Source organism: Roseicella sp. DB1501 (assembly GCF_013112485.1).
Taxonomy (GTDB): Bacteria; Pseudomonadota; Alphaproteobacteria; order Acetobacterales; family Acetobacteraceae; genus Paracraurococcus.
Genome location: NZ_JABFHG010000010.1, coordinates 221,464 through 242,862 on the forward strand (window position 1 = coordinate 221,464; position 21,399 = coordinate 242,862).

The 21,399-nt window shown below is 72.9% G+C and carries 20 protein-coding genes; 16 read left to right on the forward strand and 4 right to left on the reverse strand.

Annotated elements, in window-relative coordinates; translation table 11 throughout:
- The first annotated feature begins 26 nt into the window (after positions 1-26).
- Genes rsmI through HJG45_RS19890 form a run of 3 tightly spaced genes read left to right on the forward strand, consistent with a single transcriptional unit; the run spans position 27 to position 2,202 of the window.
- Positions 27-965, forward strand: coding sequence for a 16S rRNA (cytidine(1402)-2'-O)-methyltransferase (gene rsmI, locus HJG45_RS19880; RefSeq protein WP_171614244.1), 939 nt, complete (start codon positions 27-29; stop codon positions 963-965).
- Positions 966-997: 32 nt separating this feature from the next.
- On the forward strand, positions 998-1,867 hold the full coding sequence (locus HJG45_RS19885; RefSeq protein ID WP_171614246.1) for a hypothetical protein: 870 nt from the start codon (positions 998-1,000) through the stop codon (positions 1,865-1,867).
- Positions 1,864-2,202 carry a hypothetical protein gene (locus HJG45_RS19890; RefSeq protein WP_171614248.1) on the forward strand — a complete coding sequence of 113 codons (339 nt, stop codon included), beginning with the start codon at positions 1,864-1,866 and terminating at the stop codon, positions 2,200-2,202. The genes HJG45_RS19885 and HJG45_RS19890 overlap by 4 nt, the downstream gene beginning before the upstream one ends.
- Positions 2,203-2,224: 22 nt before the next feature.
- Here the strand turns inward: HJG45_RS19890 and HJG45_RS19895 are convergent, their stop codons facing one another.
- On the reverse strand, positions 2,225-2,860 hold the full coding sequence (locus HJG45_RS19895) for a RecX family transcriptional regulator (protein ID WP_171614250.1): 636 nt from the start codon (positions 2,858-2,860) through the stop codon (positions 2,225-2,227).
- Positions 2,861-2,980: 120 nt separating this feature from the next.
- Here HJG45_RS19895 and HJG45_RS19900 point away from each other — a divergent pair, with 120 nt between their 5' ends.
- From HJG45_RS19900 to HJG45_RS19930, 7 genes are all read left to right on the forward strand, one after another.
- Positions 2,981-3,433, forward strand: a complete 453-nt coding sequence (locus HJG45_RS19900) for a heme-binding protein (RefSeq protein WP_171614252.1) — start codon at positions 2,981-2,983, stop codon at positions 3,431-3,433.
- 143 nt (positions 3,434-3,576) lie between these two features.
- Complete coding sequence (locus tag HJG45_RS19905; RefSeq protein ID WP_171614254.1) at positions 3,577-4,116, forward strand: PRC-barrel domain-containing protein; 540 nt, start codon at positions 3,577-3,579, stop codon at positions 4,114-4,116.
- A 150-nt stretch (positions 4,117-4,266) separates the two neighbouring features.
- Complete coding sequence (locus tag HJG45_RS19910; RefSeq protein WP_171614256.1) at positions 4,267-5,469, forward strand: acetylornithine transaminase; 1,203 nt, start codon at positions 4,267-4,269, stop codon at positions 5,467-5,469.
- Positions 5,470-5,486: 17 nt separating this feature from the next.
- Positions 5,487-6,422, forward strand: a complete 936-nt coding sequence (gene argF / locus HJG45_RS19915; protein ID WP_171614343.1) for an ornithine carbamoyltransferase — start codon at positions 5,487-5,489, stop codon at positions 6,420-6,422.
- A gap of 226 nt (positions 6,423-6,648) precedes the next feature.
- Positions 6,649-7,626 carry an Hsp33 family molecular chaperone HslO gene (locus tag HJG45_RS19920; RefSeq protein ID WP_254452648.1) on the forward strand — a complete coding sequence of 326 codons (978 nt, stop codon included), beginning with the start codon at positions 6,649-6,651 and terminating at the stop codon, positions 7,624-7,626.
- 183 nt (positions 7,627-7,809) lie between these two features.
- The gene (locus HJG45_RS19925; protein ID WP_171614260.1) at positions 7,810-8,382 is read left to right on the forward strand and encodes a hypothetical protein; all 573 of its coding nucleotides are present in this window, start codon (positions 7,810-7,812) and stop codon (positions 8,380-8,382) included.
- 109 nt (positions 8,383-8,491) lie between these two features.
- Entirely contained in the window at positions 8,492-9,238 is a 747-nt protein-coding gene (locus tag HJG45_RS19930; RefSeq protein WP_171614262.1) for a prepilin peptidase, read from the forward strand.
- 155 nt (positions 9,239-9,393) lie between these two features.
- Here HJG45_RS19930 and HJG45_RS19935 read toward each other — a convergent pair whose 3' ends face one another.
- A complete protein-coding gene (locus HJG45_RS19935) occupies positions 9,394-11,334 on the reverse strand; it encodes a PAS domain-containing protein (RefSeq protein WP_171614264.1) in 1,941 nt (646 codons plus the stop codon).
- 99 nt (positions 11,335-11,433) lie between these two features.
- The gene (locus HJG45_RS19940) at positions 11,434-11,814 is read right to left on the reverse strand and encodes a response regulator (RefSeq protein ID WP_171614266.1); all 381 of its coding nucleotides are present in this window, start codon (positions 11,812-11,814) and stop codon (positions 11,434-11,436) included.
- 224 nt (positions 11,815-12,038) lie between these two features.
- Here HJG45_RS19940 and HJG45_RS19945 point away from each other — a divergent pair, with 224 nt between their 5' ends.
- The 3 genes from HJG45_RS19945 (at position 12,039) to HJG45_RS19955 (ending at position 15,275) form a co-directional block, all read left to right on the forward strand.
- On the forward strand, positions 12,039-13,271 hold the full coding sequence (locus tag HJG45_RS19945) for an FAD-dependent oxidoreductase (protein ID WP_171614268.1): 1,233 nt from the start codon (positions 12,039-12,041) through the stop codon (positions 13,269-13,271).
- A 142-nt stretch (positions 13,272-13,413) separates the two neighbouring features.
- A complete protein-coding gene (locus HJG45_RS19950; protein WP_171614270.1) occupies positions 13,414-13,734 on the forward strand; it encodes a 2Fe-2S iron-sulfur cluster-binding protein in 321 nt (106 codons plus the stop codon).
- Between the two features lie 386 nt (positions 13,735-14,120).
- On the forward strand, positions 14,121-15,275 hold the full coding sequence (locus HJG45_RS19955; RefSeq protein ID WP_217362982.1) for a cytochrome P450: 1,155 nt from the start codon (positions 14,121-14,123) through the stop codon (positions 15,273-15,275).
- A gap of 94 nt (positions 15,276-15,369) precedes the next feature.
- Here the strand turns inward: HJG45_RS19955 and HJG45_RS19960 are convergent, their stop codons facing one another.
- Complete coding sequence (locus HJG45_RS19960) at positions 15,370-17,076, reverse strand: amidohydrolase family protein (RefSeq protein ID WP_171614272.1); 1,707 nt, start codon at positions 17,074-17,076, stop codon at positions 15,370-15,372.
- A gap of 131 nt (positions 17,077-17,207) precedes the next feature.
- Between HJG45_RS19960 and HJG45_RS19965 the strand changes: the two genes are divergently transcribed.
- From HJG45_RS19965 to HJG45_RS19975, 3 genes are all read left to right on the forward strand, one after another.
- Positions 17,208-18,239 carry an isopenicillin N synthase family oxygenase gene (locus HJG45_RS19965; RefSeq protein WP_171614274.1) on the forward strand — a complete coding sequence of 344 codons (1,032 nt, stop codon included), beginning with the start codon at positions 17,208-17,210 and terminating at the stop codon, positions 18,237-18,239.
- A 70-nt stretch (positions 18,240-18,309) separates the two neighbouring features.
- Positions 18,310-19,494 (forward strand): acyl-CoA dehydrogenase family protein, encoded by a 1,185-nt coding sequence (locus HJG45_RS19970; protein ID WP_171614275.1) that lies wholly within the window; start codon positions 18,310-18,312, stop codon positions 19,492-19,494.
- A gap of 172 nt (positions 19,495-19,666) precedes the next feature.
- On the forward strand, positions 19,667-21,358 hold the full coding sequence (locus HJG45_RS19975) for a thiamine pyrophosphate-binding protein (protein ID WP_171614277.1): 1,692 nt from the start codon (positions 19,667-19,669) through the stop codon (positions 21,356-21,358).
- Positions 21,359-21,399 lie beyond the last annotated feature (41 nt).

Consider the following 21,399-nt stretch of genomic DNA (forward strand, 5'->3'; position numbering starts at 1 on the left):
CCCCGGCGCGTGCCGGCAGGCGGAGCATGACGGAACTGGCAAACGCAACTCCTCACCCTGAAACCGAATCCGCCGCGGCCGGACCGGCGACGGCCGGCGCCCCCATCCCATCCGGGCTGACGCTGGTGGCGACGCCCATCGGCAATCTCGGCGACCTCTCCCCCCGCGCCCTCGCCACGCTGCGCGGCGCCGATGCCGTGCTCTGCGAGGATACCAGGGTCACGGGCGCCATGCTGTCGCGGCATGGCGTCGCGGTCGCCATGGTCCCTCTGCACGAGCATAACGAGGATGACCAGACCCCGCGCATCCTCGCACGGCTTCGTGGCGGCGAGCGCCTCGCCCTGGCCTCGGATGCCGGCACGCCGCTGGTCTCCGATCCCGGCTACCGGCTGGTGCGGGCGGCGATCGCCGAGGGGCTGCCGGTGCATGCGGTGCCCGGCCCGAATGCGGCGGTGATGGCGCTCACCCTGTCGGGCCTGCCGCCGCACCCCTTCCTCTTCCTCGGCTTCCTGCCGCCGCGCGCCGGGCCGCGGGCGGCGGCGATCGCCCGGCTGCGGGCGAGCGAGCGGGCCGGGCTGGCGGCGACCGTGATCCTCTACGAGGCGCCGCACCGCCTGGCCGAGACGCTGGCCGCCCTCGCCGAGGGGCTGGGCGGCGAGCGCCCGGCGGCCGTCGCGCGGGAGCTGACCAAGCGGTTCGAGGAGGTGCGGCGCGACAGCCTCGCCGGGCTCGCCGCGCATTACGCCGCGGCGCCGGCGCGCGGCGAGATCGCCCTCGTCATCGGCCCGGCGCCGGAGGAGCCCGGCAGCGAGGCGGAGATGGAGGAGCGGCTGCGCGCCGCGTTGGCCGGCGGGATGAGCCTGCGCGACGCCGCGGCGCTGGTCGCCGAGGCGACCGGCCTGCCGCGGCGGCAGGTCTATGCCCGGGCGCTGGCGCTCGGGCGGGGTGATGCCAAGGGGTCGTAGCCGGCGGCCGCGTAGGGAACGGGAGGGAGAGGATGGCGAAGGCAGCAGGACGGGCGGCGGGACCGCGCCAGCCATCGCAGGCCTTGCTGCGGCTGCTGGAGCGGCTGGCGCCGGAGCTCGACGCCTCCGTCAACGACGCCCAGCTCCGCTGCTTCGAGGCCATGGAGGCGCCGGACCAGGCGGGCCGGCTCCGCATCGCCACCGAGGCGCTGCGGCTCAACCCCGCCGCCGCCGATGGCTGGGGCCTGCTGGCCCGGGCCTCGCCGCCGGGCTCGCCGCTCACCCTGCATCTCTGGCGGGTGGCCGCGGCGGCGGGGCTGGTCGCCCTCGGCCCCTTCCCCCTCGAGCCCGGGGAGGCCTGGGGGGTGATGGAATCGCGGCCCTACATGCGGGCGCGCTGCGGCCTGGCGCTGGAGCTGCGGCGGCAGGGCGAGGCGGCGGCGGCGATCGCCGAGGTCGAGGGCATGCTGGCGCTCAACCCGAACGACAACCAGGGCATGCGCTACATCCTGTTGGCCTGGCTGCTGGAGGATGGCGCCGATCCGGCCGCCGCGGCGCTGTTCGAGCGCTACGGGGAGGACGGCTCCGCCTTCTGGGCCTATGGCGCGGCGCTGCTCGCCTATCGCCGGCATGGTCCGGGCGAGGCGGCGGATGCGGCGCGGGCGGCAGCGGTGGCCAACAACCCGCATGTCGCCGCGGCGCTGCTCGGCCGCAGCACGCCCCGGCCCGGCGCCATTGGCTACACGCCGGGCTCGCCCGAGGAGGCAGCCGAGGTGGTGCCGGATGCCCTGCCCGCCTGGCGCGGCACGGCGGGGGCGCTCGACTGGCTGGCCGCCGGGCTGGGGCCACCGCCTGCCCCGAAGCGTGGGCGCCGGCCCCGCGCCGCTGGCGAGGAGGCGTGAGCGGGGCGCCGCGCGAGGCACGGGCGCGACGGCGGGTGCTGTGGATGAACCTGCTCTTCTCCGCCGGGCTGGCCCTGGCCCTGCCCTGGCTCGTCGCCGGGGTGATCGCGCATCGCTGGGGCCCGGCGCGGGGCACGCTCTGGTCGAGCCACCATGCCTATGCGGTGCGGACCTTCTGGTTCGGGGTGATCGGCATGCTGGCGCCGCTGGTCGCGCCGGGGGTGGGGCTCGGCTTCCTGGCGGTGGTCTGGCTGTGGTGCGCGGCGCGGCTGACCCGGGCCTGGCTGGCCTGGGAGCGGGCGGAGTGGATCACCGATCCCGGGCGATTTGTCTGATCCGCTCCCTGGCGACCTTCCGTTATCCGTGGCGCAGCGCGATCAGCCGCGCTTCGGCCTCGTCGGGATCCATCCCGAGCGCCGCCTCGGCCACCTCCCGCCCGAACCCGGCCCGGGCCAGCGCTGCCAGCGCCTTCAGCCGCGCCGCCCGGGCCGCCAGTGGGTCCTCCGGAGCCGGCGCGGCGGCGAAGGGGCCGATCCGTCGCCGCCGGCACTGCGCCAGCGCCGCGTCGAGCTCGGCGCCGGCCGCCGGCAGGGCCGCCTCCCGCGCCTCGGCGGCGACGCCCTTGGCGCCGAGATGTGCCGCGATGGCGCGATGCGAGCGGCCGGCCCGGGCGAGACGCCGGGCGCGCGAGGCGGCGAAGGCGGCATCGTCCACCGCGCCGGCCGCGACCATCGCCCGCGCCACGGCGGCGGCGGCGGCGCGGGCCGCGCCGGCCTGCCGGGCGATTTCCTCGGACGCCGCGCCCTCGGCCTCGGCGCGGCGCGCCCAGCGATCGACCCGCCGCTGCAGCACCCGCCGCAGCCCGGCCTCGGTCGCGGCGAAGCGGGCGAGATGGGCGAGCGCCGCCTCGCGCAGCGCCGCCTCGGTCGGGGCCGGGCCGGCGGGGCGCGCCGGGCGCCGCGGGCGGCGGCCTCTGTCCGGGTCCTCGGTCATGCCGGCATCCTGCCATGCCCGGCCAGGCTGTCCCATCATCCGGCCCATGTATGGGGCGGGGGGCTGGCCGTGCCCGGCCCGCCGGGGCACAAGGCGCGGACGCGCCAGCAGGAGATCGCCATGGCCCGCTATCCGACCAACGGCCTCAGCCTCGACCAGGCCAATGCCATCATCGCCGCCGCCCGCGCCAAGGGGCGGGAGCTGAACCTGCTGCCGCTGACCGTCGTCGTGCTCGATGCCGGCGGGCAGGTGAAGGCGAGCCAGCGCGAGGACGGCGCCTCGCTGCTGCGGCCGGAGATCGCGCTTGGCAAGGCCTATGGGGCGCTCGCCCTCGGCCTCGGCGGGCGCGAGCTGGCACGGCGGGCGCAGGCGATGCAGGGCTTCATGAACGCCCTCTCCGACATCGCCGGCGGCCGCGCCGTGCCGGTGCCGGGCGGCGTGCTGGCCTGCGACGCCGAGGGGGTGATCCTTGGCGCGGTCGGGATCAGCGGCGACGTCTCGGCCCAGGACGAGGTCTGCGCCGTCGCCGGCATCGAGGCGGCGGGATTGCAGCCGGATACCGGCGACGCCTGATCCCGCGGCCCCGACCGGTAGCGCCGCATCCGCGGTGGTGCCGGCAAACCGCCCTCCCCGCGCGGCGTTGCTGCGGCTTTGCCCGCCCCGGCAAGCCATGGCGGCCTGCCGCGCGTCCTGACCAGCGACGGAGGCTGCGCCCCATGATGACCATTCGACAGCGCCTGGCGGTCCTCGCCATCCTCGTCGGGCCGCTGGCATCGCCACTCGCCCTCGCCCCCGCCCTTGCCCAGGGCACCGGGAGCGCGGCCGACAGCACCGCCCCCGCCGATACCACCACGCCGACGCCCACCGCCCCCGCCCTGCCGAGCGGCCCGGCCGCCGCGCCGAACCTCGCCCGCGGCAGCGGCGCCAGCGGTTCCGGCGGCTTCGCGGTCGATACCGCCGCCATCCGCGGCGGCCGGCGGGCCAGCAAGGTGATCGGCTCGGCCGTCTACAACGAGAACAACGAGAGCGTCGGCGAGGTGGACGACCTCATCATCCCGGCCGGCGGCGGCAGTCCGGTGGCGGTGATCTCGGTCGGCGGCTTCCTCGGCATCGGCGCCAAGCTGGTGACGGTGCCTTATGACCGGTTGCAGGCCCCGACCGGCAGCGGCCGCTGGGTGCTGACGGGCGCCACCAAGGACAGCCTCGGCAGCCTGCCGACCTTCACCTACGACAGCATCGCCGAGAAGAAGGGCTGAACGGCGCCGGATCGGCGGTGCTCGGTCGCCTCGTCATCAGAATTCCGCCCGCCCCGGTTTGACGCGCCCCGCGGTTTCCGGCCAAATCCCCGGCTTCCCCAAGGAGCGCCGCGAGCCTCGCGGCGCAGGGGAAGTCTGGAGACCACACCGGTGATCCCCGCCCTGATGCCGACCTACAACCGCGCCGACCTCGCCTTCGAGCGGGGCGAGGGCGCCAGGCTGTGGACGACGGACGGGCGACGATTCCTCGATTTCGGCGCCGGCATCGCCACCGCCTCCGTCGGCCATGCGCATCCGCATCTGGTGCAGGCCATCGCCGAGCAGGCGGGGCGGGTGATGCACACCTCGAACCTCTACCGCATCCCGCAGGCCGAGCAGCTGGCGGCGCGGCTGGTCGAGACCTCCTTCGCGGACTCCGTGTTCTTCTGCAACTCGGGCGCCGAGGCGAACGAGGGCATGATCAAGGCGGTCCGCAAGTACCATGCCGAGAACGGCCATCCCGAGCGCTTCGTCACCCTCTGCTTCGAGGGCGCCTTCCACGGCCGGACCCTGGCCACCCTGGCCGCGACCGGCAACGAGAAGTACCTCGCCGGCTTCGGCCCGCCCGTCGAGGGGTTCCGGCACATCCCCTTCGGCAACATGAACGCCCTGCGCGACGCGATCGACGGCAGCACCGCCGCGGTGCTGATCGAGCCGATCCAGGGCGAGGGCGGCGTGCGGCCGGCCAGCCTCGACTTCCTGCGCCAGATCCGCGCCGCCTGCGACGAGTTCGGGGTGCTCCTGGCCCTCGACGAGGTGCAGACCGGCATGGGCCGCTCCGGCAAGCTCTGGGCGCATCAATGGGCCGGGATCGAGCCGGACGTGATGTCCTCGGCCAAGGGCATCGGCGGCGGCTTCCCGCTCGGCGCCATCCTGGCGAAGGAGAAGGTGGCGCAGTACCTGAAGCCGGGCACGCATGGCAGCACCTATGGCGGCAACCCGCTCGCCTGCGCCGCCGGCAACGCCGTGCTCGACATCCTCCTCGCCCCCGGCTTCCTCGAGGGCGTGGACCGGGTGGCGCGGCATCTCTGGCGCGGGCTGCAGGGGCTGGCGCAGCGCCACCCGACGGTGATCGAGGGCATCCAGGGCGCCGGGCTGCTGCTCGGCATCAAGCTGCGCCCCGAGGCCAGCAACGGCGAGGCGCAGAACGCCGCCGCGGCCGAGGGCCTGCTGACCGTGGCGGCCGGGATGAACGTGCTCCGCCTCGCCCCGCCGCTCATCATCACCGAGGCGGAGGCGGACGAGGCGGTCGGGCTGCTCGACCGCGCCATGCGCCGCATCACCCCGTCCCGCGCCAAGGATGCCGCCAAGTGAGCGCCGCGCTGAAGCCGATGACCTCCGGGGGAGAGTCTCCCCCCCGGCACTTCCTCGAGCTGATGGATTTCGAGCCGGCGGTGCTGCGCCGCATGCTCGATCTCGCCGCCCAGGCCAAGCGCGGCGCCCTCGCCGGCAAGCCGCTCGCCGGCAAGGCGGTGGCGCTGATCTTCGAGAAGCCGAGCACCCGCACCCGGGTCAGTTTCGAGGTCGGCATCCACCAGCTCGGCGGCCATCCGATCGTGCTCTCCTCGAAGGACATGCAGTCCTCGCGCGGCGAGTCGATGAGCGACACGGCCAAGGTCCTGTCGCGCTACGTCGATGCCATCATGATGCGCACGCATGACGTGAACCGCATCCGCGAGCTGGCCCACTACGCAACGGTGCCGGTCATCAACGGCCTCACCGACATCTCGCATCCCTGCCAGCTCATGGCCGATATCCTCACCTTCGAGGAGCATCGCGGCCCGATCGCCGGCCAGGTCGTCGCCTGGGTCGGCGACGGCAACAACGTCGCGCAGAGCTTCATCCAGGCCGCGGCCCGTTTCGGCTTCACCCTGCGCCTGGCGACGCCGGCGGCGCTGCGGCCGCCGCAGCCACTGCTCGACTGGGCGCGCGGCGAGGGGGCGCGGATCGAGCTCACCGAGGACCCGGTGGAGGCGGTGCGCGGCGCCCGCTGCGTGGTCACCGACACCTGGGTGAGCATGAGCGACGAGACGCCCGACAGCGGCGCGCCGAGCCGCCACAACCTGCTCGCCCCCTACCAGGTGACCGAGGCGCTGATGCGCCAGGCGGCGCCGGACGCGATCTTCCAGCACTGCCTGCCGGCGCATCGCGGCGAGGAGGTGGCGGCGGAGGTGATCGACGGGCCGCAGAGCGTGGTCTTCGACGAGGCGGAGAACCGGCTGCACGCGCAGAAGGGCGTGCTGCTCTGGGCGCTCGGCGGCGGCTGAGCCGCGCCGGTTGGCCTGGATTTGCGGCCGGGGATGGTGGATCGGGGCGGCGGGCCGCGGGGATAGCTGGTCCTCGGGCAGTCCCGATCCTATCTAACGGGCAAGAGCGGCCGGTCCCGCAGGCCGGGACCGGGCCGCGCCATGCTCCAATCCCTCGGGCGGCCGCGCGTCGCCGGGCCGCCATGCCCGGATGCGGGCCGGCCCGCGCAGCCCAGGTCATCCTGCCTTGCCCGATCCCACCCGGCCCTCCGCCACCCCCGCCTTCCTGCAGCACGACCGCCCGCCGGTGCCCGACATCGTGGTGCCGCGCGGCATCCAGCCCTTCCATCTGCAGGCCCAGCCGGTGCGGGGCCGGCTGATCCGCCTCGGCCCGCTCGCCGATGCGCTGCTCACCCGGCACGACAACCACCCCGCCGTCACCCGTCTCGCCGGCCAGAGCCTGGCGCTGGCGGCCGGGCTCGCCGGGGCGCTGAAATTCCGCGGCAGCTTCTCCGTCCAGGCCAAGGGCAACGGGCCGGTGCCGATGCTGCTCGCCGATTGCACCGAGGCCGGCGCGCTGCGCGGCTATGCCAAGCCGGCGCCCGAGGCGCTCGCGGCCCTGCTCGCCGAGGTGCCGGACCCCGAAGCGGGCGCCCTGCTCGGCAGCGGCTATCTCGCCTTCACCTGCGACCAGGGCCTCGACATGGACCGCTACCAAGGGATCGTGGCCATCGCGGGCAGCACGCTGGCCGAGATGACGGACCACTATTTCAGCACCTCGGAGCAGCTCCGCACCTTCGTCCGCCTCGCCTGCGACCAGACGCCGGCCGGCTGGCGGGCCAGCGCCTTCATCATGGAGAAGGTGGCGGGCGAGGGCGGCATCGACCCCGCGCTCGATGCCGAGGCGCAGGAGGAATCCTGGCGCACCGCCCTCGCCCTGGCCGGCACGCTGACCGAGGCCGAGATGCTGGACGACGCGCTCTCCTCGCCGCAGCTCCTGCACCGGCTGTTCCATGCCGAGGGGCTGGCGCTCGACCGGCCGCGCAGCCTCTCCTATGGCTGCCGCTGCTCGCGGGCGCGGCTTGCCGGGGTGCTGCAGGGCTTCCCGGAGGACGACCTCGACCACATGGCCGAGGGCGGCGCCATTACCATGACCTGCGAGTTCTGCAACCTCGACTTCCGCTTCGACCGGGGCGAGGTGCGGGGCGCCGCCGGCCGGGCGTAAGGGGCTCCCGCGGGACCGTCGCGATGCCGGGACGTTTACGCCCGGCCGCGATCGGTTCTACAGGGAGGATGGTTCGCACGGCTGACGGATGATCCCCTGGTGGCAGCTTCCCGCGCATCCCGCCCCGCTTCGGCTCCCGCCACGGCGCGGCCCGGCCTTGCCCTACCGCGCCGGCACGCCCTGTTGCTGCCCCTTGCGGCCCTGGCCGCCTGCGCGCAGCCCGAGCCGGCCTATGTCCCGCCCGGCCCGGTGCGCTTCAACTACCTCACCCCGCTGGCGCTGAACGTCGCCTCGATCGAGGTGGCGGAGGGCGGCCCGCCGCCGCAGCCCGGGGATATCGGCCCGCGCATGCTGCCCTCCCCGGTGGAGGCGGTGCGGATCATGGGCCAGGACCGGCTGGTCGCCCTCGGCACCACCGGCACGGCGCGCTTCACCGTCACCGAGGCGGCGATGTTGCGGGGCGGCGACGGCCTGACCTGCCTGGTCGGCTGCCGGCTCGACATCCTCTCTGCGGCCGGCGAGCGGCTCGGCTTCGTCGAGGCGCAGTCGCGGCGGGCGGTCAGCGGCGCCGATGCCGGCCGGCCGCGTGCCGAGGATGCGCTGCTGCGCAGCGCCATGGACGACCTGAACGTGGAGTTCGAATTCCAGCTTCGACGGGCGCTGAAGGACTGGCTGGTGCGGGTGACGCCGGGCGAGGAGGGCACCATCGCCGCCCCGCCGCCGGAAGGCGTCACCGTCGAGGAGCTGCCGAAGTAGCGGCCCGCCCCGCCCCGCCTCGCCAGGATCCCGACCGGGCCGGCGCTTCCCGCTTCCCTTCCTGCCCGCTTTGCGGCGAAAACCGCGCCGGACGGGCAAGAGGTGGCGCGTGCAATCCTGGTGGCTGCCGGTGCTCGCGGCGCCCTTCATCGGCAGCTTCCTCGGCGTGCTGATCCGCCGCCTGCCGGAGGGCCGGCCGGTCGGGCTGGCGCGCTCGGCCTGCGAGCGCTGCGGCACCGCCCTCGCCGCCCGCGACCTGCTGCCGATCGGCAGCTACCTGGCGCTCGGCGGCCGCTGCCGGGCCTGCGGCACGGCGATCGCCCCCTTTCACCTGGCGGTCGAGGTCGCGGCCCTTCTCCTCGCCGGTACCGCCGCGGCGCTGCTGCCCGATGATCCGCCGCGGCTCTGGCTCACCTGCGGCCTCGGCTGGGCGCTGCTCGCCCTCGCCTGGATCGACTGGGAACACCTGATCCTGCCGGATGCGCTGACCCTGCCGCTGATCCCGGCCGGGCTGCTCGCCACCTGGTGGCTGGCGCCGGCCGAGCTCACCGGCCATGCGGCGGGGGCAGCGCTCGGCTATCTCGCCTTCCGCGGCGTCGCCCTCGCCTATCGCCGGCTGCGCGGGCGGGAGGGGCTCGGCCAGGGGGATGCCAAGCTCATGGCCGCCGCCGGCGCCTGGCTGGGCTGGGAGGCGCTGGCCGCGATGGTGCTGGTCGCCGCGCTGCTCGGCCTCGCCCTGGCCGGCATCCTGGCGCTCCGCCGCGGCGGGCTGGACGCGGCCGAGCCGCTGCCCTTCGGCCCCTGCCTCGCCCTCGCCCTCTGGCTCTGCTGGCTGCGGCAGGCGGTGGCCGCCTGACATCCGGGGCTGCTGGGCCCTGCCTCCCCCCATGGCGGCGGAACGCGCCGCCGTGCCTCCTGGACCATGATCCGCTCACACAGGGTCGCGGATCATGGTCCAGGCTATTGTTTGATCGCGTGAGTCACGCTTTTTCGCGGCTCTGTAGGGCGTTCTCAATGCGCCAGCCGCTCGAGCGGCACCTCCAGGCGCAGCGTCAGGCCCTCGGGCGCCCAGTCATGCGCCACGCTGCCGGAGAGCTGGGTGATGGCCCCCCGTTCCGCCAGCACCGTGCCGAAGCCGCGCCGGGTTGGGGCGCCAGGCACGGGCGGGCCGCCGCGCTCGCACCAGGTCAACCCGAGATGCGCGCCCTGGCGCGCCGTGGTGATCGTCACGCAGCCCTCGGTGGCGGCCAGCGCCCCGTATTTCGCGGCATTGGTGGCCAGCTCATGCAGGATCAGAGCGAGCGAGGTCGCCGCCTTCACGCCGATCGGCGCATCATCGCCGACCAGCCGCACCCGCTCCCGCCCCGGCTCCTCATAGGGGGCCAGCAGGGTGCGGAGCAGGCCATGCAGGGTGGTCCCGGTCTCGACGGGGCGGGACTCCGGGCCGTGCGGGCGGACATACTCATGCGCCGCCGCGAGGGCGTTGAGGCGCCGCCGCAGGATGGTGGCAAAGCCCGCGACCTCGGGCGAGGCCTGCCGGGCGGAGAGCGAGACCATGCTGCCCACCACGGTGAAGATGTTCTTGATCCGGTGCGAGAGCTCGCGCGCCAGCAGCTCCTTCGCCTCTTCGGCCGAGCGGCGCTCGGTCACGTCCATCACCACGCCGGGGAAGCGGGTGGGCCGGCCCTCGGCATCGTGCTCGCAGCGGCCGCGCGCGGCCACCCATCGGATGCTGCCATCGGCGAGCCGCACCCGGTACTCGGCCTCGAAGGCGCCGCCCGCCTCGCCCGCCAGGGCCGCCCGGATCAGCGCCTCGGTCTGCGGCCGGTCCTCGGGATGGATGGCCGGCAGCAGGGTCTCGATCGGCAGGCCCTCGGCCACCGCCGAGGCCGGCACGGAGAACAGCCGGGCATAGCCGGAATCGGCGGTGATGCGGTCGTTCGGCACGTCCCAGACCCAGGTGCCCACCATCTCGGCGGCGCTGAGCGCGAGGCGGAGGCGTTCCTCGCTGATCCGCAGCCGTTCCTCGGTCTGCTTCTGCTCCTCGATATCGGTGCAGGTGCCGAACCAGCGGATGATGCGCTCCTGCGGGTCGCGCACCGGCAGGGCCCGGCCCAGCGTCCAGCGATAGACGCCATCGGCGCGGCGCAGGCGGTACTCGATCTCATAGGGCTCGCCGGTGGCGAGGGAGTGCCGCCAGAGCGCCCAGGCCCGCTCCCGGTCCTCCGGATGGAACATGTCGTTCCAGCCCTCGCCGTCGGTCGACCCCTCCGGCATGCCGGTGAACTCGTACCAGCGGCGGTTGTAGTAGTCGTGATGGCCATCCGGCCGGGTGGCCCAGATCATCTGCGGCATGCTGTCGGCGAGGATGCGGAACTGCCGCTCGCTCTCGGCCAGCTTCGCCGCGTCGGCCTCCCGCGCCTTCAGGGCCCGGCGCAGGTCGAGCTGCGACATCACCTGCTTGGCCAGCACCTGCAGCGCGAAGCCCTGCTGCGGGGTCAGCCCCTCCGGCCGCGGCGCATAGTCCAACACGCAGAGCGTGCCGAGCGGCAGCCCCTCCGCGGTCTCGAGCAGCGCCCCGGCATAGAAGCGCAGATGCGGCGCGCCGGTCACCAGCGGGTTGTCGGCGAAGCGCGGGTCCCCCGTCGTGTCCGGCACGATGAAAAGGCCCGGCTGCAGGATGGCATGGGCGCAGATCGAGACGTCGAGCGGCGTCTCCCGCACGCCGAGCCCGATCTCGGCCTTGAAGAACTGCCGCTGCTCGGCGATCAGGTTGACCACGGCGATGGGCGCCGCGCAGATCTGCGCGGCGAGCTGCACCACCTCGTCGAAGGCCTGCTCGGGCGGCGTGTCCAGGACGGCATAGCTCTCGAGCGCCGCCAGCCTCACCCCTTCGTCCCAGCCCTTCGGCCGTTCACAGAACTCACCTGGCTCGAAGCCGGCCGGACTCATGGACCTGCCTTTCCTGCCACGCGTGTCGCTGTGATCGACCGACGCGCTGGCTGTTCCCTGGGAACCAGCGTCTAGCACGCCCACCCCCTCCCTGCACCTTCACCCCTGCTGGCACCCCTGCTGGCACTTCCCGGACGGGCGCGCCTGCGGGGCCAACCGGTTCAGGTAGGTCCGCTCGATCTCCGCGGGATCGTAGGGCTTGGGCAGGAAGGGCGCCTCGCGCAGCGCGGCGGGCACCTCCTCCCGCCGCGCTCCCGAGACGAAGGCGAAGGGCGTGCCGCGCTCCGCGAGGCAGCGGGCGAGTTCGTATGTCTTACCATCCAGCACGTCGATGTCGAGGAAGGCGGCGTCGAACCCGCGCTCGTTGATCACCCGGCACGCATCGCGCACCGAGCTCGCGACCGAGACATCGGCTTCGGCCGCGCCGAGCAGGATAGATTCGATGTCGATCGCAACCATGGGGTCGTCTTCGACGATCAAGACGCGTCGCCTGGGCATCGCAAATCCTGTGAAAGCCCCGGGCGCCATGCGAGCCGGGCTGGGTGATACGGACGGGCGAACGCCGGCAGCCGGAGCGCGTTCGCCGCTGCCGCCGAACGTGACCTGGTTCCCGCCGTGGCGAGGCTCCCGCGCCGGACCCTTCCTTGACGCTGCCGGCGCCCCCGGTGTGTCATCAGCGCCTCTTTCGGGGAGGCATCGTCCGCGTGAGTGAGGACCCGCCGTGCATCGTCATCGCCGGCGCCGGCCATGCCGGCGGCTCGGCCGCCGCCTTCCTGCGGCAATATGGCTGGAAGGGCGCGATCGCGCTGGTGGGCGAGGAGGCGCACCTGCCCTATCAGCGGCCGCCCCTCTCCAAGGCCTGGCTGAAGGGCGAGGCGAGCGCCGAGAGCCTCGCCCTGCGCCCCGCCCGCTTCTACGCGCAGCAGCGGATCGACCTGCATCTCGGCACCCGCGTCGCCGGGATCGACCGCGCCGCGCGCCGGGTCAGCCTCTCCGACGGCATCGAGCTCGGCTACCATCGCCTGATCCTCGCCCTCGGCGCCCGGCCGCGCAGCCTGGCCCTGCCGGGGGCGGATCTGGCCGGCGTGCTGGCGCTGCGCGGCACGGTCGATGCCGATGCCCTGCAGGCGGCGCTCGGCCCCGGCCGGCGGCTGGCGGTGATCGGCGGCGGCTATATCGGCCTCGAGGTCGCGGCCTCGGCCCGGGCGCTCGGCGCTGGGGCGGTGGTGCTGGAGCGCGAGGCGCGGGTGCTGGCCCGCGTCGCCGGCACGGCGCTGTCCCGCTTCCTCGAGGCGCAGCATCGCGCCCGGGGCGTCGAGGTGCTGACCGGCGTCGAGGTGGCGGCGATCGAGGGCGAGGCCGGCGCCGCGCGGGCGGTGCGGCTGCAGGACGGGCGGCGCATCCCCTGCGACACCGTCCTCATCGGCGTCGGGGCGGTGCCGAGCACCGAGCTGGCCGCGGCGGCGGGGCTCGATTGCGCCGGCGGCATCGTGGTCGATCTCGCCGCCCGGACCAGCGATCCGGCGATCCACGCCATCGGCGATTGCACGCAGCGGCCCCTGCCCCTCTATGGCCGCAGCGGCCGGCTGGAGAGCGTGCCGAACGCGATCGAGCAGGCGAAGCAGGCCGCCGCCGATATCTGCGGCCGGCCGCCGCCGCAGCCCGAGGTGCCGTGGTTCTGGTCCGACCAGTTCGAGCTGCGGCTGCAGATGGCGGGGCTGGCCTTCGACGCGCATGAGGCGGTGATCCGCGGCGATGCGGAGGCGGGCGGCTTCACGGTCTTCCACCTCGATCGCGAGCAGCGCGTGCTGGCCATCGAGGCGGTCAATGCGCCGGCAGATTTCATGGCCGGACGCGTGCTTGTGGCGAAGCAGGCTCGCGTCGCACCGGATATCCTGCGGGACCCCGCGCGGTCGATCCGCGACGTCGCGGCCTGATGCAAGTGGCCCTCAGACGCCGGGCGCGAACCTCCGGTTCGCTTGGCTGCGCGACATGGGTCGCGGGGCCCGTTCGGAGCCTCGGACCGGTCGGGGGGACCGGTCCGTTGGTGTGAGATCGACAACCAGCAGGGACATGCCCATGCCGCAAGTGACCTATATCGAGCATGACGGGACCGAGCATCTGATCGATGTGGAGGACGGGCTCTCGGTCATGCGGGGCGCGGTCGACAACAACGTGCCCGGCATCGACGGCGATTGCGGCGGGGAATGCGCCTGCGCCACCTGCCATGTCTTCGTCGACGAGGCCTGGCTGGCGCGCACCGGCACGCCGGGCGAGCAGGAGGCGAGCATGCTGAGCTTCGCTGCGACGGCGCAGCCCAATTCCCGCCTCTCCTGCCAGATCACCGTGACGCCGGCGCTCGACGGGCTGGTGGTGCGGATGCCCGAGGCGCAGCATTGATACCGATGGCCCTCCTGCGTGACCGCATGCGCGCCCGGTTCGGGACCTCGGACCGGTCGAAGGACCGGTCCGTCGGCATGGGAGCCCGTTGGTCTAGCCCCAGCGCGGGCGATGACGGCCGCCGTCACAATCCGCCGCGTCCGGGCGGCGGAGGAGCCCGGGGCGGCGACAAGCCAGGCCGAGCCTCCTAAGCTCGGCCGCCCGCACCGGCGCCGCCAGGCGGTCCGCCCGGCGCCGTGCCAATCATCGGAGACGTCCAGGGAGACCACGCCATGAATGCGCCCGTGTCGATCGAGGCCGCGCCGGTCGATGCCGCCTCCGAGGCCTGAACGACACCGCTCGACCAGCTCGACCCGAGCCATCCGCGCCGCTTCCAGGACGACACCATGTGGCCGTTCTTCGAGCGGCTGCGGCGCGACGCGCCGGTGCATTACAGCACCACCAGCCCGCTCTTCGGCCCCTATTGGTCGGTCTCGACCTACAAGGAGATCATGGCCGTCGAGGTGAACCACAAGGCCTTCAGCTCGGAGAGCGGCCTCGGCGGCATCTCGATCCGCGACCGGCCGAAGGAATTGCGGCTGCCGATGTTCATCGCCATGGATCCGCCGCGGCATGACGAGCAGCGCAAGGTGGTGCAGCCCATCGTCGCCCCGGCCAACCTGGCGAAGCTCGAGCACACGATCCGCGAGCGCGCCGCCCGCATCCTTGACGGCCTGCCGCGCGGCGAGACCTTCAACTGGGTGGAGCATGTCTCCATCGAGCTGACGGTGCAGATGCTGGCGACCCTCTTCGACTTCCCCTTCGAGGACCGGCGCAAGCTGAGCTTCTGGTCGGATTGCGCGACGGCGGTGCCGGAGGCCGGCGGCTTCATCGACAGCGAGGAGAAGCGCGAGGCGGTCTTCGCCGAATGCCTCGCCTATTTCACCGATCTCTGGAACCAGCGGGTGAATGCCGAGCCGCGGCCGGACCTGATCTCCATGCTCGCCCATGGCGAGGCGACGCGGAACATGACGCCACGCGAATTCCTCGGCAACCTGATCCTGCTCATCGTCGGCGGCAACGACACCACCCGCAACTCGATCAGCGGCGGGCTGCTTTTCCTGAACCAGAACCCGGCGGAATATGCCAAGCTGCGCGCCGATCCGGCGCTGATCGAGAGCATGGTGCCGGAGATCATCCGCTACCAGACGCCGCTCGCCCATATGCGCCGCACCGCGCTGCAGGATGTCGAGCTCGGCGGCCAGACCATCCGCGTCGGCGACAAGGTGGTGATGTGGTACATCTCCGGCAACCGCGACCCGGCGGCGATCGAGGCGCCCGAGCGCTTCATCATCGACCGCAAGCGGCCGCGCCAGCATCTCTCCTTCGGCTTCGGCATCCATCGCTGCGTCGGCAACCGCCTGGCCGAGTTGCAGCTCCGCATCCTATGGGAGGAGATCCTGCGCCGCTTCGACCGCATCGAGGTGGTGGGGCCGCCGAAGCGCGTCTACTCCTCCTTCGTCCACGGCATCACCGACCTGCCGGTGCGCATCCCGGCCTGAGGGCGGGCCGGGCGGGCCTGCCCCGCCCTACGGCGGATTGTTGCTTTCGAGCAGAGTCACGCGCCCGGGCGTTCACGCCCTCCCGCGATCTGCTCTACCCCTTCGCGCCGCGCACCAGCCGGCCGGGCAGCGTCCCGGTCGCCTCGCCGTCGCGATAGGTCACGGCGCCGCTGACCACGGTGGCGACATAGCCATCCGCCTTCTGCACCAGGCGCTTGCCGCCGGCCGGCAGATCGTACTGCATCACCGGCACGCGCACCTGCAGCCTGTCGTAGTCGATGACGTTGAGGTCGGCCTTCTTGCCGGCGGCGACCAGCCCGCGATCGCCGAGGCCGAGCGCTAGGGCATTGTCGCGCGACAGCCGCTTCACCGCGAATTCCAGCGGCAGCTTCGGCCCGCGCGTGCGGTCGCGCGTCCAGTAGGCGATCATATGGGTGGTGGCGGAGTTGTCGCAGATGAAGCCGACATGCGCCCCGCCATCGCCGAGGCCCATCAGCGTCTGCGGATGCCGCACCATGGTCCGCACCGCCTCGAGGTCGCGATCGGCATAGTTGATGCTCGGCCGGTTGAGGATGGCGCGGCCATCCTTCTCCATCATCCATTCCCAGGCAAGGGCGCTCGGGTCCATGCCGCGCGCCCGGGCGGTGGCGCCGAGGCTGGTCTCCGGCAGCGGCTCGTAATCCGGCGGGTCGCCGAGCTTGAAGATCATGTCCCAGGTGTTCAGCCGCGCCCGCAGCATCGGGTCCGGCGTCTCCTCGGCGATCAGCCGCGCCTTCAGCCCGGGGTCGCGCAGCGCCTGCATCCGCGCCTCGAAGGGCAGATGCGCGATCGCCTGCCAGGAGGGGCGGGCGACGAAGGGGTGCTGCGACATCTCGAAGCCGAACATCAGCCCGATCGGCCGGCCCATCACCTGGCCGAACATCCGGGCGCCGGCGGCATTCGCCGCCTCGATCTTGCCGAGCAGGAACTGCCACAGCCAGGGCCGGCTCTCCCGCTGCAGCAGGGAGAAGGTCATCGGCCGGCCGGAAGCGGTGCAGATGCGCTGCAGCCGGTCGAACTCATCCTCCGGATCGTCGAAATCCGAGATCACCTGCAGCCAGGAGGCGCCCGCCTGCCCGACCGAGCGGCCGATCGCCTCCAGCTCCGCCTCGGGCGTGCCGAGGGTCGGGATATGCCGCCCGTCCAGCGTCTTGTGGGCGATGGCGCGGGAGGTGGAGAAGCCGAGCGCCCCAGTGCGGATACCCTCGGCGGCGAGGCGCGCCATTTCGGCGATCTCGGCCTCGGTCGCCACCGCATGGGCCTCGGCCCGCTCGCCCATCACGTGCAGGCGCAGCGGCGCGTGGCAGACCTGGGCGGCGATGTCGGTGTCGAAGCGGCGGGCATCGAGCGTGTCCATGAACTCGCCGAAGCTCTCCCAGGTCCAGGGGAGGCCCTCGGTCAGCACCACCTCCGGCAGGTCCTCGACGCCCTCCATCAGCTTCACCAACGCCTCGCGCCGGTCGGGGCGGCAGGGGGCGAAGCCGACGCCGCAATTGCCGATCAGCGCCGTGGTGACGCCGTTGTAGGAGGCGCTGTCGATCTGGCTGCTCCAGGTGGCCTGGGCGTCGTAATGGGTGTGGATGTCGACGAAGCCCGGGGTGACGATCTTGCCCTTGGCGTCGATCTCCTCGGTGCCGCGGCTCGCGATCTTGCCGAGCTCGGCGATGCGGCCGCCGGCGATGCCAATATCGGCCTCGAAGGGCGCGCCGCCGCTGCCATCCACCACCGTGCCGCCACGGATCACCAGATCGAGATCGGGCATGGACTGTCCTCCAGCTTTGCCGCCGAGCATGCCCCTCGCGGCGGGGCTGTCAACCGCGATTTGGTCGGACGACCGGTTGGCAATCCCGCCGCTCGCATGCTCTGCTGCGCCGCAACAGCGCGGAGAGCAGCATGCGCCACGATGCCGCCGGCCCGGAGGGCCTTGTTCCGACATCCCCCGAGGGCCGCATTCCCGTCCTCGACATCGCCCCGGCCCTGGCGGGCGAGCCTGGCGCCGCAGCGGCGCTGGCCGAGCGCATCGCGCGGAGCTGCGAGGATACCGGCTTCCTGGTCCTGGCCGGGCACGGCATCGACCCGGCCCTGCCCACCGGCTGCTTCGAGGCCGCAGCCCGCTTCTTCGCGCTGCCGGAGGAGGAGAAGCTCGCCCTCAGGGTCGGCGAGCTGAATATCGGCTTCCTGCCCACCGGGGCGCAGGTGATCCGCACCTCGAAGGTGGCCGAGGTGAGGAAGCCGAACCTGAACGAGAGCTTCTACATCATCCGCGACCGCGCCCCGGACCATCCGGACATCGTCAATCGCAAGCCCTTCGTCGGGCTGAACCGCTGGCCGCCGAACCTGCCCGGCTTCCGCGAGGCGACCATGGCCTATTTCACCGCCATGGAGGCGCTGGCGCAGCGGCTGCTGCCGGTCTTCACCCTGGCGCTCGGCATGGAGCCCGACTACCTCGCCGGTGATTTCCGCGATCCGAGCTGCACGCTGCGCCTCATCCGCTACCAGCCGCAGCCCGATCCGGAGGAAGGCCGCTTCGGCTTCGCCCCGCATATCGACACCAATTTCATCACCTTCCTGGCGCAATCCGCCCTGCCCGGGCTTGAGGTGCGGACGCGGGAGGGGGAGTGGCTGCGGCCGCCCGCCATCCCCGGCACCTTCGTCGTCAACACCGCCGAGATGCTCGGGCGCTATTCCAACGACCGCTTCGCGCCGACGCCGCACCGGGTGGTGAACCAGAACAACGCGATGCGCTACGCCATCCCCTTCTTCTTCGGCCCGGACAACGACGCGGTGATCCGCCCGGTGCCGAGCTGCGTCACCGCGGCGAATCCCTGCCGCTACGAGCCGCTGCGCTACGAGGACCACCGGCGCAAGCTGAACGTCGCCAATTTCGCCCATCGCCAGGCCCAGCCGGCCGATCATGCGGGCTGAGGGGGGCTTCGCGGCCCCGGCGCGCCGGGTCTAATCTGACGCCAAAGGCGAGACAGCGAGGAAACCGGCCATGGACGGCTTCGATATCGGCGGCATTCCGGCACTGACCGAGGAGCACCGCATGGTGCGCGACCTCGTCACCAAATTCGTCGAGCGCGACCTGATGCCGCTCGAGCCGGCGGTGCTGAAGCGGGAATCGGAAGGCCAGCGCTACGGGCTGACGCCGGAAGAAGAGGCGCCGCTGCTCGCCAAGTGCAAGGAGCTCGGCCTCTGGGGCCTCGACGTGCCGGAGGAGTTCGGCGGCGCCGACCTGCCGCTCGCCGCGCTGATGGCGATCGAGGAGGAGATGGGCCGCACCGTCACGCCCTTCCTTTTCCCGCCCGACAGCCCGAACCTGCATATGCTGAAGCTGGCGGCGAATGCCGAGCAGCGGCGGAAATACCTCGAACCCTATGCCCGGGGGGAGATGCGCTCCTCCATCGCCATCTCCGAGCCCGGCGCCGGCGGCGACCCGGCCGGCATGACCACCCGCGCCGTCAGGGAGGGCGATGGCTGGGTCATCAATGGCCGCAAGATCTGGGTGAGCGGCGTGCCGCGGGCCGACTTCATCATCCTCATGGCCCGCACCGGCGAGGGCAAGCGGCAGGAGGGCGTCACCGCCTTCATCGTCGAGCGCGGCACGCCGGGCTTCATCATCGAGCGCGAGATCCCGATGATCGGCGGCCGCCGCACCTATGAGCTGGTCTTCGAGGATTGCCGCGTGCCGGACAGCCAGGTGCTCGGCAAGCTCGGCGAGGGCTATGCGCCGATGCAGCTCCGGCTGAACGTGCGGCGGCTGCAGATGGGCGCGCGCTGCACCGGCATGGCGCGGCGGGCGCTCGAGATGCTCTGCGAGCAGGCGAAGAACCGCACCACCTTCGGCGTGAAGCTCGCCGACCGGCAGGCGATCCAGTGGTGGATCGCCGAGGCGGCGACGAAGATCCATGCCTGCCGCCTGATGGTGCGCGACGCCGCCGCCAAGCTCGGCGCCGGCGAGCAGGTGCGCAACGAGGCCTCCATGGTGAAGGTCTTCGCCACCGAGATGGCGCAGGAGGTGCTCGACAACGCCATGCAGACCTTCGGCGCCATGGGCATGACCAAGGAACTGCCGCTGCAGCTCATGGCCAGCCAGGTGCGGGTGCAGCGCATCTATGAGGGGCCGAGCGAGGTGCATCGCATGGCGATCGCCCGCCGGATCCTGAAGAACGGATTGTAGTAGTCCCCGCGACGTCGCTGCGCGGCGTCGCGGAGGCCTCGGATTCGCCCGGCGGCCAAGGGGCGTCACAGCCTGCCGCGGCGAAGCCGCGTCAGGGCAGCGGGCAGCGACGGTTCGAAGGGGCGTTCCTGATCCCGGCCTGCGGGACGGGGCGGTTTCGGGAGGAAACACGATGGCGGACAGCGCCTACAATGTCGGCGACCTGGTGGCGGAATTCCTCGCCCGGATCGGCGTCACCACCTGCTTCGGCATCGTCTCGGTGCACAATATCCCGATGCTGGACGGCATCGGCCGGCGCAACGCCATCCGCTACGTCATGGCGCGCGGCGAGATGGGCGGGGCGCACATGGCCGATGCCTATGCCCGCGTCTCCGGCCGGCTCGGGGTGATGTTCTCCTCGACCGGGCCGGGCGCCGCCAACACCGTGCCCGGCCTGGCCGAGGCGCAGTTCGCCGGCTCCCCGGTGCTGCACATCACCGGCCAGACGCCGACCAAGTTCATCGACCGCGACATGGGCACGGTGCACGACCTGCCCGGCCAGACGGCGATGCTCGGCGCCGTCTGCAAGGCGGCCTTCCGCATCCGCTCGGCGCAGGAGGCGCTCGGCCTGCTGACCCGCGCCGCGGCGCTCGCCCTCACCCCGCCCATGGGCCCGGTCAGCATCGAACTGCCGATCGACGTCCAGCGCACCCCGATCGCCCGCCCCGCCGCGCTCGACAGCCTGGTCCTGCCGGTGCCGCCGCCGCTGCCGCCGGCCGAGGCGGCGCTCGACGAGGCGGCGGAGATCCTGGCGCGGGCGAAGCGGCCCATGCTCTGGCTCGGCAACGGCGCCAAGGCGGCCGGCGCCGAGGCGATGGCGCTGCTCGATCTCGGCTTCGGCGCCGTCTCCTCCTGGAACGGGCGCGGGATCATCCCCGAGGATCATCCGATGACCCTCGGCGGCCTGCACGGCAACGGCGCGCCGCTGGTGCAGGAATTCTATCGCGGCTGCGACGCGATGCTCGTCGTCGGCTCCAAGCTGCGCGGCCATGAGACGATGGAATTCGCCCTCCGCCTGCCCGAGCCGCTGCTGCAGGTGGATGTCGATCCGCGCGCCAATGGCCGCACCTATCCGAATGCCGGCTTCGTCTGCGGCGATGCCGGCCTCGCCATGGCCGGGCTGGCCCGGCGGCTGCGCGGGCGGCTGCGGGTCGATCCGGGCTTCGCCGAGGACTTCGCGGCGATGAAGCGGCGCGCCACCGCCGAATACCGCGCGACGCTCGGCCCCTATGCCGATGCCCCGGCCATGCTGCGGGAGGCGATGCCGCGCGACGCGCTCTGGGTGCGTGACGTCACCATCAGCAACTCCTCCTGGGGCAACCGCATCTTCCCGGTCTATGGGCCGCGCGACGCGGTGCATCCGGTCAGCGCCGCCATCGGGCCGGGCCTGCCGCTCGGCATCGGCGCCGCCATGGCCGGGATCGAGGGCGGCAAGCCGCGCAAGACCATCGCCATGGTCGGCGATGGCGGCTTCGCCATGAACCAGACCGAGCTCTGGACGGCGGTGCAGGAGCGGGCCGAGCTGGTGATCCTGGTGATGAACGACCGCGGCTACGGCGTCATCAAGCACATCCAGGGCGCCTTGCAGGACGGCCGCTTCTTCTATGCCGATCCGGTGGGGCCGGACCTGCAGAAGCTCGCCGCCGTCGCCGGCCTGCCGGGCTTCAAGGTCGACCGCCTCGAGGCGCTGGGCGAGACGGTGGCCAAGGCCGTCGCCACGCCGGGGCCGAGCCTGATCGAGGTGGACATGGCGGCGATCGGCGCTTTCCCGCCCTACGCCCCCTATAACGGCATGGGCATCTACGCCAAGCGCGCCGCGGAATAGCACCCGTCGCGCTGCCCCCTGTCGCCTCCCGTTGCCCTGCC

What these genes read in the sequence shown, in the direction of transcription:
- rsmI (WP_171614244.1), top strand. Translation starts at nt 27, where the DNA reads ATGACGGAACTGGCAAACGCAACTCCTCACCCTGAAACCGAATCCGCC.
- HJG45_RS19885 (WP_171614246.1), top strand. Translation starts at nt 998, where the DNA reads ATGGCGAAGGCAGCAGGACGGGCGGCGGGACCGCGCCAGCCATCGCAG.
- HJG45_RS19895 (WP_171614250.1), bottom strand. Translation starts at nt 2,860, where the DNA reads ATGACCGAGGACCCGGACAGAGGCCGCCGCCCGCGGCGCCCGGCGCGC.
- HJG45_RS19900 (WP_171614252.1), top strand. Translation starts at nt 2,981, where the DNA reads ATGGCCCGCTATCCGACCAACGGCCTCAGCCTCGACCAGGCCAATGCC.
- HJG45_RS19905 (WP_171614254.1), top strand. Translation starts at nt 3,577, where the DNA reads ATGATGACCATTCGACAGCGCCTGGCGGTCCTCGCCATCCTCGTCGGG.
- argF (WP_171614343.1), top strand. Translation starts at nt 5,487, where the DNA reads ATGACCTCCGGGGGAGAGTCTCCCCCCCGGCACTTCCTCGAGCTGATG.
- HJG45_RS19935 (WP_171614264.1), bottom strand. Translation starts at nt 11,334, where the DNA reads ATGAGTCCGGCCGGCTTCGAGCCAGGTGAGTTCTGTGAACGGCCGAAG.
- HJG45_RS19950 (WP_171614270.1), top strand. Translation starts at nt 13,414, where the DNA reads ATGCCGCAAGTGACCTATATCGAGCATGACGGGACCGAGCATCTGATC.
- HJG45_RS19955 (WP_217362982.1), top strand. Translation starts at nt 14,121, where the DNA reads ATGTGGCCGTTCTTCGAGCGGCTGCGGCGCGACGCGCCGGTGCATTAC.
- HJG45_RS19960 (WP_171614272.1), bottom strand. Translation starts at nt 17,076, where the DNA reads ATGCCCGATCTCGATCTGGTGATCCGTGGCGGCACGGTGGTGGATGGC.
- HJG45_RS19965 (WP_171614274.1), top strand. Translation starts at nt 17,208, where the DNA reads ATGCGCCACGATGCCGCCGGCCCGGAGGGCCTTGTTCCGACATCCCCC.
- HJG45_RS19970 (WP_171614275.1), top strand. Translation starts at nt 18,310, where the DNA reads ATGGACGGCTTCGATATCGGCGGCATTCCGGCACTGACCGAGGAGCAC.
- HJG45_RS19975 (WP_171614277.1), top strand. Translation starts at nt 19,667, where the DNA reads ATGGCGGACAGCGCCTACAATGTCGGCGACCTGGTGGCGGAATTCCTC.